Source organism: Bacillus nakamurai (assembly GCF_001584325.1).
Taxonomy (GTDB): Bacteria; Bacillota; Bacilli; order Bacillales; family Bacillaceae; genus Bacillus; species Bacillus nakamurai.
This window is the reverse complement of sequence record NZ_LSAZ01000002.1, coordinates 197722-215010: the sequence shown is the minus strand read 5'-3', so window position 1 is coordinate 215010 and position 17289 is coordinate 197722. Positions and strand designations below refer to the sequence as shown.

14 protein-coding genes, 3 pseudogenes and 1 riboswitch are annotated in these 17289 nt (G+C 47.7%); of the genes and pseudogenes, 8 read left to right on the top strand and 9 right to left on the bottom strand.

From position 1 onward, the window contains the following. Nucleotides 1-149: 149 nt before the first annotated feature. Complete coding sequence (locus tag AXI59_RS01655) at nt 150-998, bottom strand: CvfB family protein (RefSeq protein ID WP_061527203.1); 849 nt, start codon at nt 996-998, stop codon at nt 150-152. 150 nt (nt 999-1148) lie between these two features. Here AXI59_RS01655 and AXI59_RS01650 point away from each other — a divergent pair, with 150 nt between their 5' ends. The 3 genes from AXI59_RS01650 (at nt 1149) to AXI59_RS01640 (ending at nt 4323) form a co-directional block, all read left to right on the top strand. Next, nucleotides 1149-1640, top strand: coding sequence for a YajQ family cyclic di-GMP-binding protein (locus tag AXI59_RS01650; RefSeq protein ID WP_061521780.1), 492 nt, complete (start codon nt 1149-1151; stop codon nt 1638-1640). A 100-nt stretch (nt 1641-1740) separates the two neighbouring features. Beyond that, nucleotides 1741-1864, top strand: a riboswitch (SAM riboswitch). 90 nt (nt 1865-1954) lie between these two features. After that, nucleotides 1955-3796, top strand: coding sequence for a bifunctional homocysteine S-methyltransferase/methylenetetrahydrofolate reductase (locus AXI59_RS01645; protein WP_061527202.1), 1842 nt, complete (start codon nt 1955-1957; stop codon nt 3794-3796). A gap of 86 nt (nt 3797-3882) precedes the next feature. Further along, the gene (locus tag AXI59_RS01640) at nt 3883-4323 is read left to right on the top strand and encodes a GNAT family N-acetyltransferase (protein WP_061521778.1); all 441 of its coding nucleotides are present in this window, start codon (nt 3883-3885) and stop codon (nt 4321-4323) included. 58 nt (nt 4324-4381) lie between these two features. Here AXI59_RS01640 and AXI59_RS01635 read toward each other — a convergent pair whose 3' ends face one another. Then, nucleotides 4382-5188: an alpha/beta fold hydrolase gene (locus tag AXI59_RS01635; protein ID WP_061527201.1), complete on the bottom strand. Its 807-nt coding sequence runs from the start codon at nt 5186-5188 to the stop codon at nt 4382-4384. A 229-nt stretch (nt 5189-5417) separates the two neighbouring features. Between AXI59_RS01635 and AXI59_RS01630 the strand changes: the two genes are divergently transcribed. Next, nucleotides 5418-6047, top strand: a complete 630-nt coding sequence (locus AXI59_RS01630) for a pentapeptide repeat-containing protein (protein ID WP_061527200.1) — start codon at nt 5418-5420, stop codon at nt 6045-6047. Between the two features lie 139 nt (nt 6048-6186). Here AXI59_RS01630 and AXI59_RS20220 read toward each other — a convergent pair. Continuing rightward, nucleotides 6187-6351, bottom strand: a pseudogene (locus tag AXI59_RS20220) (PLP-dependent aminotransferase family protein); the annotation flags it as partial. A 100-nt stretch (nt 6352-6451) separates the two neighbouring features. On the opposite strand from AXI59_RS20220, the pseudogene AXI59_RS19000 reads away from it, so the two are divergent. Further along, nucleotides 6452-6634: pseudogene (locus tag AXI59_RS19000) on the top strand (LysE family transporter); the annotation flags it as partial. 53 nt (nt 6635-6687) lie between these two features. Then, entirely contained in the window at nt 6688-7188 is a 501-nt protein-coding gene (locus tag AXI59_RS01620; protein WP_061527198.1) for a DinB family protein, read from the top strand. Between the two features lie 91 nt (nt 7189-7279). Here AXI59_RS01620 and iolX read toward each other — a convergent pair whose 3' ends face one another. The 3 genes and pseudogenes from iolX to AXI59_RS01610 all read right to left on the bottom strand — a co-directional run bounded on the left by iolX (nt 7280) and on the right by AXI59_RS01610 (nt 9454). Then, nucleotides 7280-8308 (bottom strand): scyllo-inositol 2-dehydrogenase, encoded by a 1029-nt coding sequence (iolX, locus tag AXI59_RS01615; RefSeq protein WP_061527197.1) that lies wholly within the window; start codon nt 8306-8308, stop codon nt 7280-7282. An 89-nt stretch (nt 8309-8397) separates the two neighbouring features. Continuing rightward, a pseudogene (locus tag AXI59_RS18995) lies at nt 8398-8543 on the bottom strand (LacI family DNA-binding transcriptional regulator); the annotation flags it as partial. A gap of 47 nt (nt 8544-8590) precedes the next feature. Continuing rightward, on the bottom strand, nt 8591-9454 hold the full coding sequence (locus AXI59_RS01610; protein ID WP_061521774.1) for an AraC family transcriptional regulator: 864 nt from the start codon (nt 9452-9454) through the stop codon (nt 8591-8593). Between the two features lie 121 nt (nt 9455-9575). On the opposite strand from AXI59_RS01610, the gene AXI59_RS01605 reads away from it, so the two are divergent. Next, nucleotides 9576-10943: an MATE family efflux transporter gene (locus AXI59_RS01605; protein ID WP_061521773.1), complete on the top strand. Its 1368-nt coding sequence runs from the start codon at nt 9576-9578 to the stop codon at nt 10941-10943. A 34-nt stretch (nt 10944-10977) separates the two neighbouring features. Here the strand turns inward: AXI59_RS01605 and AXI59_RS01600 are convergent, their stop codons facing one another. Next, the gene (locus AXI59_RS01600; protein WP_061521772.1) at nt 10978-11721 is read right to left on the bottom strand and encodes a squalene/phytoene synthase family protein; all 744 of its coding nucleotides are present in this window, start codon (nt 11719-11721) and stop codon (nt 10978-10980) included. Between the two features lie 87 nt (nt 11722-11808). Continuing rightward, a complete protein-coding gene (gene asnB / locus AXI59_RS01595) occupies nt 11809-13650 on the bottom strand; it encodes an asparagine synthase (glutamine-hydrolyzing) (RefSeq protein WP_061521771.1) in 1842 nt (613 codons plus the stop codon). Nucleotides 13651-13824: 174 nt separating this feature from the next. On the opposite strand from asnB, the gene AXI59_RS01590 reads away from it, so the two are divergent. Next, complete coding sequence (locus AXI59_RS01590; RefSeq protein WP_061521770.1) at nt 13825-14370, top strand: DUF2777 family protein; 546 nt, start codon at nt 13825-13827, stop codon at nt 14368-14370. Between the two features lie 38 nt (nt 14371-14408). Here AXI59_RS01590 and AXI59_RS01585 read toward each other — a convergent pair whose 3' ends face one another. Then, the gene (locus AXI59_RS01585) at nt 14409-17093 is read right to left on the bottom strand and encodes a peptidase S8 (RefSeq protein WP_061521769.1); all 2685 of its coding nucleotides are present in this window, start codon (nt 17091-17093) and stop codon (nt 14409-14411) included. Between the last annotated feature and the right edge of the window lie 196 nt (nt 17094-17289).

Sequence of the window (17289 nt, the reverse complement as noted above, 5' to 3'; positions counted from 1 at the left end):
ATATATCGGTCTGCATGTCAGAATATTTTATTTCAATAAAATATTTATTTTTTTGAAAACAAACATGAAAACAAAGAAAATCATGAATATTGTGGTTTTAGAGGAAATAAAAAACACCGGTCGTATTAACCGATGTTTTTGCAGAAAATCTATTGTTTTTCGTACGTCCAGCCGTTCTCCTGATAAACCCTGCCGGTTTTCATCAGGTGGCCGAGCGCCCGCTTAAAGGCGGCTTTGCTTAAATTGAACCGCTCGCGGATATCGTCTGGATGGCTTTTGTCTCCGTAAGGCATTGCACCGTTTCTCGATCTTAAATACGTCAGAATCTCTTCCGCGTCAACGGAAAGCGCGTCCTGCTTTCTCGGCAGAAGCGACATATTGACTGAACCGTCTTCCTTCACCTGAATGACACGTCCCGTCACGCGGCTGCCGAGTCTCGGTTCTTCCTTTCTTTCAGTAGGATGAATAAATCCGCGGATGCCTTCATCTGTAATAATGAACGAGCCGGAAGCGATCAGCCTGTACACCGTGCCCGTCAGTTCTTTATTCATCATCTCTTCGCCTGCATCCGTAAATAATTCGCTGATGATGTCCTCCGGCGCCGGTTTGGCAAACATGCGTCCGCGGTTTGTCACCTTCAGCATGCAATACAGCCTGTCGCCTTTTTGCGGCCAGACGGATTCATACGGAGGAAGGTGCTCTGTCGCAACGAGCGCGTCTTTTGAGAGGCCGACGTCGACGAATACGCCCATATCCTCCACTTTATCCGTCACTTCCACCCATCCGTAGTCATAAAAGCTGATAAGCGGCTTTTTCATCGTCGCCGCGAGCCTTTCCTGAGGGTCGACGTAAATAAACACCTCCACCTCGTCTTTGTCTTCAATGTCCTCTGTGATTTCACTGTTATGTAAAAGAACCGTATCCTCGCCGTCGGTTAAAAAATAGCCGAAATCGGTTTGGTGATCTATACTCAACGTGAGCTGCTGCCCTGGTCTCATGTTATCGTCCTTCCTGCTTCGCCCTGTATATAGGGCTGATGTTTTTCTCATTTTTTCCAACACACACAAATTCATGCTTTATGCTGTTGGACATTTCTCTTTATTCTACTATAATCAACACATAAGTGAAATGTTATAGGAGGTTTTCATATGGCAAAAGAAAGTTCTTTTGATATTGTATCCAAAGTTGAATTTCCCGAGGTGCAAAACGCGATTCAAATGACGCTGAAGGAAATCGGCACCCGCTATGACTTCAAAGGGTCTAAAAGTGACGTGACATTAGAAAAAGAAGAGCTTGTGCTGATTTCTGATGATGAATTTAAATTAAACCAGCTTAAAGACGTGCTTAGCGGCAAACTGATCAAACGCGAGGTGCCGACGAAAAACATCGAATACGGCAAAATTGAAAATGCCTCAGGCGGCACGGTGCGCCAGCGCGCGAAGCTTGTGCAGGGCATTGATAAAGACAACGCGAAAAAAATCAACGCCGTGATCAAAAACTCCGGCTTGAAGGTAAAATCACAAATACAGGATGACCAAGTGCGCGTGACCGGAAAAAACAAAGATGATTTGCAGCAGATTATATCTGCCGTCCGCGGGGCAGACCTGCCGATTGATGTTCAATTTATTAATTTTAGATAAATTGTGTGATTCCTATTGATTATTGTCTCTATTTTCGGTAAATTTGGAGAAAGGGATTTTCGGAGTTAACTTTGGAAACCCATTGACAATTAAATGAACGTTCTTATCAAGAGAAGCCGAGGGACTGGCCCGACGACGCTTCAGCAACCGGTGTAATGGTTTATGAAAACCATGACCAAGGTGCTAAATCCAGCAAGCTTACAAAACAGCTTGGAAGATAAGAAGAGAGACAAATGATCACAAAGTCTTCTTCTTAAGAAGACTTTTTTTATTTCTCTTTTTTCCTTGCTGAAAGTGAATGAAGGAGGCAAATGATGGGACTACTGGAAGATTTGCAGCATCGGATTTTAATCGGCGACGGAGCGATGGGAACTTTGCTTTATTCCTATGGCATTGACAGGTGCTTTGAGGAGCTGAATGTGTCAAAGCCGGAGGAAATCAAACGGATACATAAGGCTTACGTAGAGGCAGGCGCCGACATTATTCAAACGAACACGTACGGCGCGAATTATATTAAGCTGTCAAGGTACGGGCTGGAGGATGAGACAAAAAAAATCAATCAGGAGGCCGTCAAAATCGCGCGCGCATCCTCAGAGGGCGCCTATGTGCTGGGAACGATGGGCGGTATCCGCACCTTTAACAAAAACGCCTACAGCCTTGAGGAAATCAAACGCAGCTTTCGGGAGCAGCTGTATCTCTTACTGCATGAAGAGCCGGACGGCCTTTTGTTAGAAACCTATTATGATTTAGAGGAGGCGCGCGAAGTATTAAAGATTGCGAGAAAGGAAACGGAACTTCCGATCATGCTCAATGTATCAATGCACGAGCAGGGCGTGCTTCAGGACGGCACGCCGCTCGGGGAAGCACTCAGGTCGATCGCTGACATCGGCGCTGATATAACGGGCATTAACTGCCGGCTCGGCCCGTATCACATGATTGAAGCGCTCACCGAAGTGCCGATTTTCCGCGACGCTTATTTATCCGTCTACCCGAACAGCAGCCTTCCATCTCTTGAAGAAGGCCGGCTTGTTTATGAAACAGACAACACTTATTTCCGTGAGAGCGCCGCTGAATTCCGCAAGCAGGGCGCGCGGATTATCGGTGGCTGCTGCGGCACGACGCCTAACCATATCAGGGCGATGGCGGAAGCAGTCAGCGGGCTCGAGCCCGTCACGGAAAAAGAGGTGAAAATCAGACGGGAAGAAGAAGTAATCGCTGTCCGGGATGAAAGGGCCGAACCTGGATTAAACGAAATAGCCGCTAAAAAACGTTCGATTATCGTGGAGCTTGATCCGCCGAAAAAATTGAATTTTGAAAAATTTCTGCAAGCGGCAGCCGAATTGAAGGAAACCGGAATTGAGGCGCTGACGCTCGCCGACAATTCACTCGCGACGCCGAGGATCAGCAATGCCGCCTGCGGCTCATTATTAAAGGAGCGGCTTGATATCCGTTCTCTCGTCCATATTACGTGCAGAGACCGGAATATCATCGGCCTTCAGTCGCATTTAATGGGACTTGACACCCTCGGACTCACCGATATTTTAGCCATCACGGGCGATCCTTCAAAAATCGGCGACTTTCCAGGGGCCACCTCCGTTTATGATTTAACGTCTTTTGACTTGATCAGGCTGATTAAGCAGTTCAATGAAGGCATTTCCTTATCGGGAAAACCGCTCGGTAAAAAAACCGGCTTTTCCGTGGCAGGCGCGTTTAATCCGAATGTCCGCCATCTTGACAAGGCAGTCAAACGGCTGGAAAAAAAGATCGAGTGCGGCGCCGATTATTTCGTTTCCCAGCCTGTCTACTCAGAGCAGCAGCTCATTGACATTCATAAGGAAACGAAGCATCTCCAAACACCGGTATATATCGGGATTATGCCGTTAACAAGCAGCCGCAACGCGGAGTTCATCCATCATGAAATCCCCGGCATTAAGCTGTCAGACGGCATCCGCGAAAAAATGGCGCTTGCCGGCGAAGATAAACAGAAGCAGAAAACAGAAGGCCTTGCCATCGCCAAGTCTCTCCTTGACACGGCGTGCGAGCTGTTTAACGGAATCTATTTAATCACCCCTTTTCTCCGTTCTGATTTGACGTCCGAGCTTGCCTCTTATATTAAGCAAAAGGATGAAAAGCGGACAAATGTCTATTTGCATTGATACGGGTAAAAATGGGGCCGCCTGATGTGACAGGCGGCCTTTTCATGGTACGATAAAGAAAAAGAGACAGCTAAAGGAGAATGGCCATGCTTGAAATAAAATCCATTACCGCAGAAGATACGTACAATATCAGGCATAAAATACTGCGCCCTCATCAGTCGATTGAAGATTGCAAATATGATCAGGACAACATGACAGGAGCTTTTCATCTCGGGGCGTTTTTCGAAGGGACGCTGATCAGCATCGCCTCTTTCTATCCGCAAGACCAAGAGGCATTAAAGGAAACACCCGCCTATCAGCTGCGCGGCATGGCGACCCTCCCGGAATACCGCACGCAAAAAGCAGGAAGCACATTAATTTCATACGCAGAACGGACACTGACCGATATGGGCGCGGGGCTTGTCTGGTGCAACGCCAGACATCATGTGAAAGGGTATTATGAAAAGCTCGGCTGGAAAAGCATCGGCGAAACCTTTGATATCCCGGGCATCGGACTGCATCTGATCATGTATAAAAAACTCGCTTGATTTTGCGGCAGGACAAATGAAAGCCCTGATAAGAACATATTCCTTATCAGGGCTTTTGTCACTCTTTGGCAAACCGGGTGATTTCTTCATTGAGGCGGTCTTTTTCTTCATAGAAAATGCCGTGCCCGCTTTCTTCAAAAGGAATGAAGCTCGCACTTGGAATGCGCCGCTTCAGCTCTTTCGCAAAATGAACGGAACAGACTTTATCCTTTACGCCATGCATAATCAGTGTCGGCACTTTAATATCCTTCAGCTCCTTGCGTAAATCCTCATCCCGCAAAGCGGCGGCGGAATGAAGGGTGCCGTAGGATGAGGCGCTTAAACCGAGATTCTGGAACCATTGCTTGAATTCCGGCGTTTTGCTTTTCGCAAAGAAAATGCGGCTGAAGTCGGCGAGCGCTTTCGGCCTGTCTTTTTGAAAACCGGCAATCAAATCATCAACGTCTTTTTTTCGAAAGCCGTACGGATAATCAGGCCGTTTTGTAAATGCCGGGGCTGCCGCCGACATTAAAATCAGTTTTTTAATATCCGCCCCGCCGTGCCTTGTCATGTAACGGACGGCGATGGCGCCGCCCATTGAGAACCCGGCAAGCACCGCATCCTTCAGCTCCAGCGTGTAGATGACCGCCTTCACGTCATCAGCCATCGTGTCATAATCATACCCTTCAAACGGCTTGTCAGATTGGCCGTAGCCCCGGAAATCAATGCCGATGCAGCGGAACCCTTTTTTCGGCAGTTCATTCATCTGATATTCAAACATATTGTGGCAGAGCGGCCAGCCATGCAGAAAAACAATCGGCTGGCCCTGACCGATATCCTCGACAAATAAACTCACATTCTCTTCGGTTTGAACGTAGCAGCCCATTTGCTCATTCCCCCTATCCGTTTTTTCAGCCCATTGCGGTTGACGCCGCTCCGCTTTTCCATTACGCTCTTTCAATAAGCGAAACGCTGCGATAACCGGCGAAGATGTAAGGCACGCTTTTTAGGCGGTGCTGTATATGTTTTCTGGTTTTCATGAGAAAAACCGTTTCGATTCACTATATGTTTCAATTGCTGATTTCAGCTATTATTTTAGTAAAGGGAGTAAGTCGATGAATACGATACAAAAACCGAAAATTCCGAAGCAATTACCGCTTCTTTCTTTCAGTGAAGCACTTAAGGAGGATCAGATAAAGGAGGCGGTGATTGAAAATGGTTCAATCACCGGAGATGAGCTGCATCACTTGTGTGCCGAGCAGGTTATTTTCAGAAATATGGTCTTTATGGACGTCTCATTCCGGCATATGGAATGTACGGATGTGCGATTTGAAAAATGTGATTTGTCAAACGCCGATTTCAGCGGGAGCATCATTCATAGAACGGTCTTTCAAAACTCAAAATTGCTCGGAGTGAATCTGGCCGACTGCACCTTGCGTAATGTGCAGTTTGAAGACTGCCATGCCAACTACAGTTCATTCAGCTATTCAAATATGAAGCATGTCCGCTTTGCACATTGCGCCCTTTCTGAAAGTGAATGCAATGATGCCGCCCTTGAGCACACCCAGTTTGATGCATGTGATTTGGACGGCGCAAACTTCATCGGCACTTCTCTTTTCAACATGGATATCAGCACATGTACCTTTGAGGACATGCACGTCTCGCTTGATAAGCTGAAAGGATGCCGAATAGCCCCCGCCCACGCCATTACTTTTGCGAGAGCCCTCGGGGCCATTGTCATGTAATGCCTATTACAGAAAGAAACGGCGGGCAATGTCCGCTATTGTTTTAATACCCTTCTCCAAGTCCGGCAAAGGTGCGTACGAATAGGACAGGCGCAAGCTTTGCCGGTCTTCGGGAAGATAGAGGGCTCCCGGATTTATCAGTCCCCCGGCTTCGATTGACTTGAAATTCATCGGCAAGCTTTCTTTGTGAGGAAATTTTCGTGCCGACCGTCCATTCACCATGGAGCATTTTTTCTTTCATATATTGTTCGATCTGGAGATAAATCGGAAGGCTTGATTCCCGATCCGGCTGCCAGCTGCTCATATGTGATCCCTCCTCATTCATATCATTATACATTTGGCTGGTTGTGATACCAACCAAATGGCTGGAGACATCAGCAGAAAGTCCGGCTACAATGAGGTGAAAATGGCTGTTTGCAGCGGGATGCATCGCCGTTTCATGGATATGGTTTGCCGGATTGGCATTTGCGGGGAGGCTCGTTCAAACAGCGGATACGACGGGCAGGCTGCTCGGCATTTTGAATAAATGTTCAGCCGTGGTGATGTGGGGCGCGGCTCTGTATTTTGCAGTGCTTTTGCTGCATTAAAAGGATTTCCCCATGAACCGTTGAATGTACAAAGAGGAAAAGGAGGAATGTGAATGTCTCAAATTCAAAAGCTTTACGACTATCACGTATGGGCTAATCAGGAAATATTTCAGCAACTGAAAAACGTGCCCGCTGTAAACCTAAATCAGGAATTAGAAAGTGTTTTCCCGTCCGTCAACGCTGTGCTGCTGCATATGTGCCGGGTTGACTATGTCTGGCTTAAAACGCTTTACGGTGAAACGCGCGAGCAAATCATTCCAAACCTCGCTCAATTTGAGGAACTGCGCGGAGACCAAGAAGCGATTGAACATAGGATGACGGCGCTTTATGAAGAATACAGCGAATTTTTAACAGGGTTGGAGGATACGGAAGGTTCGATTTCCATTTCTCATCCGCACTATGGAACACTTCATACGACGTACGCCGATATCATCCGGCATGTTGTGAACCACGGCACATACCATCGCGGCAATATAAGCGCTATGCTTCACCAAATGGGGCATAAAGGCGTGCCGACTGACTATATTTATTTTTTATACGAAAGAAGAGATTGATAAAAAAAGCAAAGGCTGAGCCGGCCCTTGCTTTTGACTGTTTTCAAGTCATAAAGATATAGCCGGAGCAATCGTTTGTAAAACGCTGCAATCATATTCCGGCATAGCTGCTGCCTTTCGTAAGTTTCACAGGCCTTCCTGTTCTAAAGGAATCGGTCGCGGCGATGCCGATTTCTAAATTAATTGCGGCATCGACTTCTGTGACAATCGGCGTTTCCCCTTTTTGCACACATGCCGCAAAATGCTCAAGTTCCAGACGGTACGCGTCTTTAAAGCGGGTTTGAAAGTCAGGGATAATGTCATAGCTGCTGCCAGCCTCCGTCAAAACGGTGACATGCCGGTTCCGCAGCGTTCCCACTAATATGGCCCCCGTCGTGCCGATAATTTCTGCGCGGATGTCATGGCCGTACGGAGAATTTCTGCTTGCCTCCACATCCCCGGCAGCGCCTGAGTCAAATTCAAGATACGTTAATGCCTGATCGACATCTCCGCACTCTTCCATGAACGGGTGCTTTAAAATCCGGCCGTGTCCGCTGACAGACGTCACCTCAGCATTCATGAGATACCTTGCGATATCGTAATCATGAATGGAACAGTCAATGAAAAGGCCGCCGCTATGTTTAATAAATTCCGCCGGCGGAGAGCCGTAATCTCTTGTAAAGCCCTTATAATAAATGGGTTTGCCGATTTCCCCGGCATCGATGCGTTTCTTCGCGTCAGCGTACGCCGGATCAAACCGCCTCATAAAGCCGACCTGGCAGATGACGCCTGTTTCTTTTATTTTTTTCATGACTTCTTTAGATTCTGCAAGGCTGAGTGTCAGCGGTTTTTCAACGAAGATGTGCTTGCCGTTTTCAGCGGCTTTTATGATCATTTCCGCGTGTGTGCTTGTCGGAGTGACAATGATCACGGCGTCAATGCTGTCATCTTCCAGCAATTCACACGGATTTTCCGACCATTTGCTGATCCCGAATTCCTTTGCGGCTTCTTCGGCTCTCCCCCTCATCGGATCACAGACGGCAGTGAGCTGGGCGCCCTGCACTTCACTCATTAAATGCTTAGCATGAAAATATCCCAATCTTCCTAATCCCAAAACGGCACATCTGATTTGATTTCTCATTTAAAACACTCCTTTTCATGAGAATCCGGCCCTGAAGATGGATAACAGCGCAAGCGGTTTCGCTTTAAAAAAATCATATCGAAATGGACATTAGGCAGGTAATCCATTTCTTCCATCACGCGGAGCACCTTTTGGCGTGTTTTGTCACTGATCCTCCCCGTATTGTTTATGACCCGGAGACGGTAGTAATGGAGACGCCCGCTTTGTCCGCCACATCATAGATTGTGATTTTCATGCAACAAATCCCTCATCTGTTTTCTGATTTCCTCATATACACCAAGCTCAGTCTGTCTTACGGCTTACGAATTTGCGGTATTCCAACGGAGTTACGCCCTCAATCTGCTTAAACAGTTTAGAAAAATACGTCGGGTCTTCCATGCCGATGGCGTCGGCAATCACTCCCATTTTGTCATTGGTTGAGGATAACAGGCGCTTCGCCTCCGTCATTCTTACTTTGTTCGTATATTGGCCGGGCGTGACACCGAGCACCTGCTGCATACAGCGGGTCACATAGTCTTGATTGTAATGGAGCGCGGAGGAGAGCGCTTTGATAGTCGTTTTCTCTTGAAAATGCTCCTGTAAGTATCGTGCGGCCTCCCATGCGACCCTTTCCTTCGCTGACGGAATGTGAAAGGCTTCTTTTTGCAAATGAAGCAGCAGCTCTTCAAACAGTATCTGCTTTCTCAGCGGCAAATCGGAATTTTCGGCGCTGTCATCGATGAGGACGCCGAATTGTCCCGCCATAAACTGCGGGCGCCGGACCTTTCCTTTTTGCGGCAATGCCAGACGGTAGCGGGCCGGCTCTTCAAAGCTGCCTTTTTTGTGCCGCAGCTCCGCCCAGTTATTCCCGGCTTTTTCCGTAACATCATATGCCGCTTTCTCAAAATGAAGCCACGAGTAGCAGGTCGTCTCCTCGCTGCCTTTCGTGCCGTAATGCTCCAGGCCTGGAGAAAGCAGGATATACTCCCCCGCTTCAACCGAAAAAGAGTTTCCGTCTTCTGTAATGTACATGACGCCCTTGGTCACATATAACAGATCAAATACGGAGAAAACCCGCCTCACATGGGTTTCGCCTTTTTTGAAGACTCCTTCTCCCGCGGCGATAAATGCCGGAAATGGAGGGACAGTAAACTTGAGAAAAGGCATTTTTTCAGGCCCTCCTTTTTAAGTCGGATTTTTGCAAGAAGTTTCGTTTCTCTCCCTTTTTATTATAAGAAAATGGCGGTACACTTTAAAACGTTGATTTTGTTAGGAAAGGGGTAAAACAATGAAACAAGCGATTTTAAAACGAACTGCCTTCAAACAATCCGCTGATCACAAACTCTCATTATTTGCGCTCACTTGGCCGATATTTATTGAGGTTTCATTATATATGTTTATGGGGAACGCCGATACTCTTATGCTTAGCCAATACTCCGACAGCAGTGTGGCGGCTGTGGGCGTCAGCAATCAGATTTTAAATTTAATTATCGTGATGTTCAGCTTCATCGCAACAGGCACGACAATCGTTATTTCGCAATTTTTAGGCTCCAAGCAGAAAAAAGAAGCACAGGAAGTGGCATACGTTTCCATCGGGGCAAACTTTGTCATCAGCCTCGCTATCAGCGCCGCCGTTTTTTTCGCGGCCGTCCCGATGCTTCATGTGATGGGCCTTTCCAATGAACTTATGCCTGATGCCAAAGTCTTTTTACAGGTGGTCGGCGGCCTATCATTCATCCAGGCGCTGATTATGACGTTCAGTGCCATTTTAAAAAGCTACGGATATACGAAGGATACGATGTTTGTCACGATCGGAATGAATATATTAAATATCGCCGGTAACTTTCTTGTCATTTTCGGTCCGTTCGGCTTGCCGGTTCTCGGTGTCGCAGGAGTTGCGATGTCTACGTCCATCGCGCGCGTCATCGGATTACTTGCGATGGTGATGATCGTCAAAAAACGCATCGGCCTCGGCTTAACGTTTAAGAAAGTATTTCACGTCCATAAAGAGCACTTGCGCAAGCTGCTGAAAATCGGCATTCCATCTGCCGGCGAACAGCTGTCATACAACATTTCGCAAATGGTTGTCACTTATTTTATCGCCATCATGGGTGCACAGGCGCTGACGACAAAGGTGTACACGCAAAACATCACCATGTTTATCCTTTTATTCGGAACGGCGATCAGCCAAGGCACACAAATTTTAATCGGCAGGTATATCGGCGCCAAACAATTTGATGACGCGTATCACCGCTGTATGAAAAGCCTCTATTGGGCGCTTGGCATTGCCGCGCTGACATCCGTTATCATGACGCTGTTTTCAAAAGATCTGATCGGGCTCTTCACAAACAGCCCGGACATTATCGCCACGGCGAGCATGCTGATTGCCATGACGATGATTCTTGAGCCCGGCCGTTCGTTTAATGTCATCATTATCAACTCGCTGCGGGCAGCCGGAGATGCGAAATTCCCCGTTTATATGGCGATGATTTCTATGTGGGGCATCGGCCTCCCTCTCGCCTATCTGTTCGGTATCCATTTCGGATTAGGGCTGATGGGCGTTTGGATTTCCTTTATCGCGGATGAATGGGTCAGAGGCATTTTAATGTACAGAAGATGGCGGTCACGGATATGGATTCAAAAAGGAATAGCATAAACGCCCGAAGCTTCGCAATGAAGCCGGGCGTTTTTTACGCTTGAGAAAGCCGGTTTCTGATCTCTTTCAGTTGTGTTTGATAACGTGAAGCCAATTCGTTAACGGCTGATTGCGAATATAACGGAAACAGCGGCATTGCTTCAGCTGCCTCCTCATAATACGCCTCCGCTTCAAAAGCGATATACTCCCATACATTGATAAATGCCTTGTTGACCGTATGGCTGCTGAGCTCTTCTTCCGTATAGCCGAACTGCTTCATCACCTGACGCGGCAAGCGCTTTTTCTGCCGTTCATCCGTTTCGATATCCCTGAGGAGACGCGTCAGCTGAATGGCCACTCCCAGTGATACCGCGGCATTGCGGAGCTTTTCTTGATTTCTGCGCGCGCATATCGGCAAGATGAGTAAACCGATGGCGCCGCCCGTCTGATAGGCGTACATGAGCAGTTCATCAAGCTCGTCATATGTTTCTTTCTCTCTATCTTGCTTTTGGCCCGCGATAAATTCACAAAACGGCTCTTCCTCTAATGTAAATTGCCGGCCGGCATCGCTGAGCGCCCCCCACAAAAAGCCGCCGGGGCTTGTCCCGGTGAGAAAGGCTTCCGCAGCCTGTTCAAAAAGGGCAAGCTCAGTAAGGTCAGCGAGCTGTTCGGCCTGATGAAACAAGGCCAGCACAGCCCATGCCGCTCGCCTGTTTTTCAGCGGAAGAGACGAAAAGGCTTTTTCACATATGGGAAGGTGCTTTTTGATGATCTGTCCGCACTCTTCATATTCGGTCATGTCACTCACTCCTCTATCATTTTAGTTTATCATATGTTTCACAATGAAAAGACCGATATCCGTTAAAGGAAACCGGTCGCGGCACGGCTATTCTTCTATGTCAATACGGTACGCCTCAAACCATGTATGGATCTGGGCGAGGTGGGCGATCAGCTGCGGGCCTTTCATCAGCTGTCCGAACCACGGCACCTGAAAAGATGATCCCTCTGTTTCCAGCAGCATTTCTAATTTTTTTCTGTCCAGCAGCGTATGGAGCACGGAGTCTTTTTCTTGTAAAATCGTTCTCAGCCATTCTGTGACGCCTTTTGTATATTTCGGGTGATGGGTTTTCGGATAAGGGCTTTTTTTGCGGTACAAAATATCGTCCGGCAGCAGGCCTTCGAGCGCCTTTCGTAAAATGCCTTTCTCCCGGTTGTCATGCATTTTCATTTCCCACGGGATATTCCATACGTATTCCACGAGCCTGTGATCGGCAAACGGCACACGCACCTCAAGGCTGGCCCCCATGCTCATGCGGTCTTTGCGGTCAAGCAGATTTGTCATAAACCACAGCATATTTAAATAAAACAGCTGTCTTCTCGCTTTATCGGCGCCCGTCTCGCCGTCTAACAGCGGTGTTTCCGCGATTGTTTCTTCATATCGTGCATTCACGTACTCTCTTAAGTGCAGCCTTTTTTGCCATTTTTCATCTAAAAGGGTGATTCTCTCCTCAGTTGATCTCATCCAAGGAAATCCTTCTTCTTCTGCCGCATGGTGGAACCACGGGTATCCCCCGAAAATTTCATCGGCACATTCTCCTGAAAGGCTGACGACGAAGTCCTTTTTAATTTCCCGGCAAAACCACAGCAAAGAGGAATCAACATCGGCCATGCCCGGAAGATCTCTGACAAGAACGGATTCCTCCAGATGTTCTACCAATTGATCTTGCGTGATGATGCACTTATGGTGCTGCGTGCCGAATGCGCCTATCATTTTATCGATCCACGGACCGTCGTCATTCGGCTGAAAAGTGCTCGCTTTAAAAAATCTGTCGTTCTCCTCGTAATCAATCGAATAAGTATGAAGCGGGTCTCTGCCTTCTTTTTCAAAATGACCTGCGGCAATGGCGGTGATGGCGCTCGAATCAAGCCCGCCTGATAAAAATGTGCAAACCGGCACATCAGAAACGAGCTGGCGCGTGACCGCATCTTGAAATAAGTACCGAACGTGGGCAGCCGTATCTTGAAAGCTGTCTGTATGCGGTTCGCTTTTTACATTCCAATAACGCCATATGGACAATCCGTCTTTTGAAAAGGTGAGCGCGTGGGCGGGGCGGACCTCGTTAATCCCTTTGAATACGCCGCTTCCGGGTGATCTGGACGGACCGAGGCCAAACACTTCGGCAAGTCCGGTCCTGTCTGTGCGGGCTTTCACATCAGGATGTGCGAGGATGGCTTTCAACTCTGAGCCAAACAGAAAAGAAGAGCCATGTTCTTTATAAAAAAACGGTTTTACGCCGAGCCGGTCTCTTGCTGCAAACAGCCGCTCCCGCTTTTCATCCCAAACTGCAAAGGCGAAAATGCCGTTCAAGCGGTGAACGCACTCCTCCTGCCACTCAATATAGCTATGCAGCAGCACTTCTGTATCAGACGTCCGGTCAAAACGGTGGCCCCGCGCCTGCAGCTCTTTCCGCAAATCTTCTGTGTTATACAGCTCGCCATTATAAATGATCGTGTACGTTTCTCCTTGATGCGTGCAGGCCATCGGCTGGCGCCCGCCTTCAATATCAACGACTGAAAGTCTTTTATGTCCGAATAAAACATGGGGCTCTCCCCAAACGTTTGAATCATCAGGCCCTCGTTTTGAAAGAGTGTCTGTCATTTTGTTCATAATATGTTTGTCTTGGACGAGCTGCTTTTGAAAATCGACCCAACCCGTAATTCCACACATGTGATATCAGCTCCAATCCCGTTTCTGTCGGTTTCAAATTCGTTTCTATCAGCACTTTACCTAGTTTATGCAGAGAAACACAGATAGTTGATTTGTCCCATTAAGAGTTGTATAAGACAAGCTTCATTTGGAAAGAACGGAAGAGAAGAAACAAACAAAGGAGACCGGCGCTAAATGAAACGAAAACAGCTTTTTTCAGAAAAAAACAAATGGGAACGCGGGACGCTGATGATAGAGGACGGCATCTGCCTTGTTGAGAATGGAGAAGGCGACATCCTGCTTGCTGAAAGCCTCGGAAACGCTGCCGTGTTTATTAAACTTGACGGCAAATGGCAGCCGGCCCGGATTCAAGGCGATACAGCCGAGGTGGATTCCGGGGGAACGATTGTCCTTTCGGGCGGGGAAGCCATCCGTTATGAAAAGGCGGTGAAACGGCCGCTTTTGGCTTTGCTGGACTCACTTGATGATGAAACGTTTCTTTTGTTTCTGAAGCATTTGCACGGGTTCGGCCTGTCCGTATTTGATTGTGTTTTTTCTTACAACCAAGCGATGTTTTCCGGGGAAGGCGTATCATTCTACCACTTTTCCGCCGATGACGCCCAGTGCGCCTTACAGCATCACCGCGGCAGCTCAGGGAAAAACGATCGGTTTGAATGGACGGCGTCGGATGGGCGGCGCTCGATTATGTATTCAACCGCAAAACACGGCGGGACAGCGTAAATAAAACAGGCGGCGCCCTTTTAAGGCACCGCCTGCTTTTATTTTCCGACCGTTACTTTGACTGCTTTGCTTTCTTGTTTATCCGTGTCGGCAGCCGTCACATAAAGCACGGTGCCTGCTTTTTGTTTTTTGATTTTGACGGAGAACGCGCCTTTTTGATCTGCTTTCTGCGTCGCGATTACTTTTTTCGCTTTATTTTTGACGGTGATTTTCGCTTGGCTGTTTGCTTTTCCTTTAACCGCCGTATCTTTTGATGTCACTTTGCTGACCTTCGGTGTGCCGGATGGCGTTCCTTTGGCTGTGACAATGGTGACAGATGTTTTTGCGTCATCTTTAGAAGCTTTCACTTGTAAAACGGTGTCTTTTTTCTGCATCGGGATATTCACTTTAAACTTGCCGTCTTTACCTGCTTTTGCGCTGCCGAGTTTTTTCTTGCCGTTCATGACTTCAAGGGCCGTGCCCTCTTTCGCTTTTCCTCTGACAGCTGTCTGTGTGCTTTCAAGCTTGTTAATTTCAAGGCCTAAATCAACGGCGCTGACTGCCTTCATGATATTCAGGCGGCCGTGGCCGGAATGCCAGTCAACTCCCGGAATGACCGGAATCGGCATCGGGTCGCCATTGTCATCATACAGCTCTTCTTCTTGGCCGTCCTCACTTTTAAACGAAATATCGTCTGCAGTCTGCTTTAATTTGGCTTCCACTTCATTCGGCTTGAGCTTCGGATTTTGGGACAGCAGCAAGCCGGCGGCAGCCGCCACATGCGGCGCGGCCATTGACGTGCCGCTCATATACGTTACATTTCCGTTCGGGACGAGACTCGGAATATCAGATCCGGGCGCTGTCAAATCGAGCCCTTTTCCATAGTTTGAGAAATCGGCCGTCATATCCATCCGATTGCTTGCGCCGACAGAGATGACATATTTTGATGAAGCCGGGTAAGACAGCTCATTCATGCCTTCATTTCCGCTTGCCGCGGCAATGACGACATTTTTTGAAGCCGCATATTTCAAGGCAAATTCGAGCACACGGCTGTATGCTCCGCCGAGACTCAGGTTAATGACTTTCGCTCCCTTGTCGGCCGCATATTTAATGCCGAGGGCGATTTGCTCCGTATCTCCAGAACCCGTTGAATCCAGCACTTTTACGGGAATAATTCCGGCTTTGCCATTCAGCCCTGCCATAGAGTAGCTGTTACCGCTTTTCGCGGCGATAATCCCGGCAACATGTGTCCCGTGCCCTTGATCATCAAGCGCGCTGTTTGTTCTGTTCACGAAATTGTGCCCTAAATCGGTTCTAACCTTTCCTTTCAGATCGGCAAGCGTGCTGTCTACTCCTGTGTCCACGACAGCGATGAGCGTATCATTGAGCTTGCGTTTTGAAAGCAGTGATGATGCCTGGTCAAATTTCACATCAGCTCCTTTTATACCCCCGTCCGCGCCTCCGTTTTTCAGCGACCATTGGTACGGATACTGAATGTCGGCCGACAGGCTTTTGTATTCACGCACAGGTTCGGCAAATTCAACAGCCGGCAGTTTTGACAGTGAAGATGCCGTGTCCTTCACCCGTTTGGCGCTGATAGAATAAGAGCCGTTTTGTTTTGGATCTTTCGGCATTTCAAAGGAATAAAGGTTGTCAAACAGTTTCTTCGCCTGTTTAATTTGGGATATATCTTTTTTAGATTGTGCGCTTGCCTTGAAGCCTGCTGCTTCTTTAGTGACTGCGGCAAGGCCTTTGTTATTTTTCAATTTAAAAATCACTTTCTGCGTCTGAACTTTGCTTTCCAGAGCCAGCTTGTTTTCTGTTAAAAATGCTCCGGCTGTTTTGCCTTTTAAGCTGTGAATGTGAAGCTTATCTGCTTGCTGTTTCAGCTCTTTTTTCAAATAGGAGGGTACCGATTGCAAAGCAGCGGCATATAACCGCTCAATCGCCTTTTGGTCTTTGTCAGTCACCGTGTATGAGGAATTGCTTCCGTTTTCAGCCGTGTCGCTGAACAGCGGCTTCAATGTCACAAGATCCTGATAGATTTCAGTTCTTGCTTTTTTGTTGAAAACGAGTTTCGCTGCGATAAATGGGGCGGCTTTGTAATAGAGCTTAGACAGTTCTTTTCCTGAAGCAGTTTGATTCAGCTGTTGATCACGAATCGTCCTCAGATCTTTTAAAATACCGGCTCCCGCTTTTGTCTCGCTGACGCTCATCTCAACAGGGCAGGACTCCTCTTGTTCAAGATCTGCAGGCTGCAGCGTCGTGCCTTTATAGCTGATGGTGTAGGCTGCTTTTTCTGCGCTTTCGTTTTGAATGCTGCCGCCTTCCTCAGGCTCTTCCCCTGCATACTCTACTTTTATGTAGTAAGGGCCTTGCCAGGCATGCGGAACGTTGATTTCGCTTTTACCTTGATCTGTGTAAGAACGGTACATGTCAAACGTGTCATCACCCAAGGCTTTCTCTTTGCTGGAGTAAACGGATACATTTAAGAAGGATTGACTGCTTACGGTTAACGCCATATGTGAATCTTTTGATACTTCTTCTTTACTTGGCGTTATTTGATACCAAACTGATTGTTCCGGCTCATCAATTACCCCGGACTGTTCCTTTCCGTTTTCCAGTGCTTTTGCTTGCTCAATCGGCTCAGCGGCAGACACTTGTGAAAACGGAGCGGCGAGGCTCAGCACAAGAGCCGCTGTCAAAATGGCCGCCCAAAAAGATGTAAATCTCTTTCGTCTCATCTCAAATCCCCCTATCCTTTGATTCTCTTGAAGAGTAGCACAATCCAAAAGAAACCGATACCCAGTAAAGGAAGATTTAAGGTGATGTTAAAATAACTGGAAATCAATTAGAACGACCCAGCACCCATTTACTGCGCTTTCATCCCATTTAGTCATGTTATTGCTGCGGATAAAAGAAAGGGATAACCTGCCAATA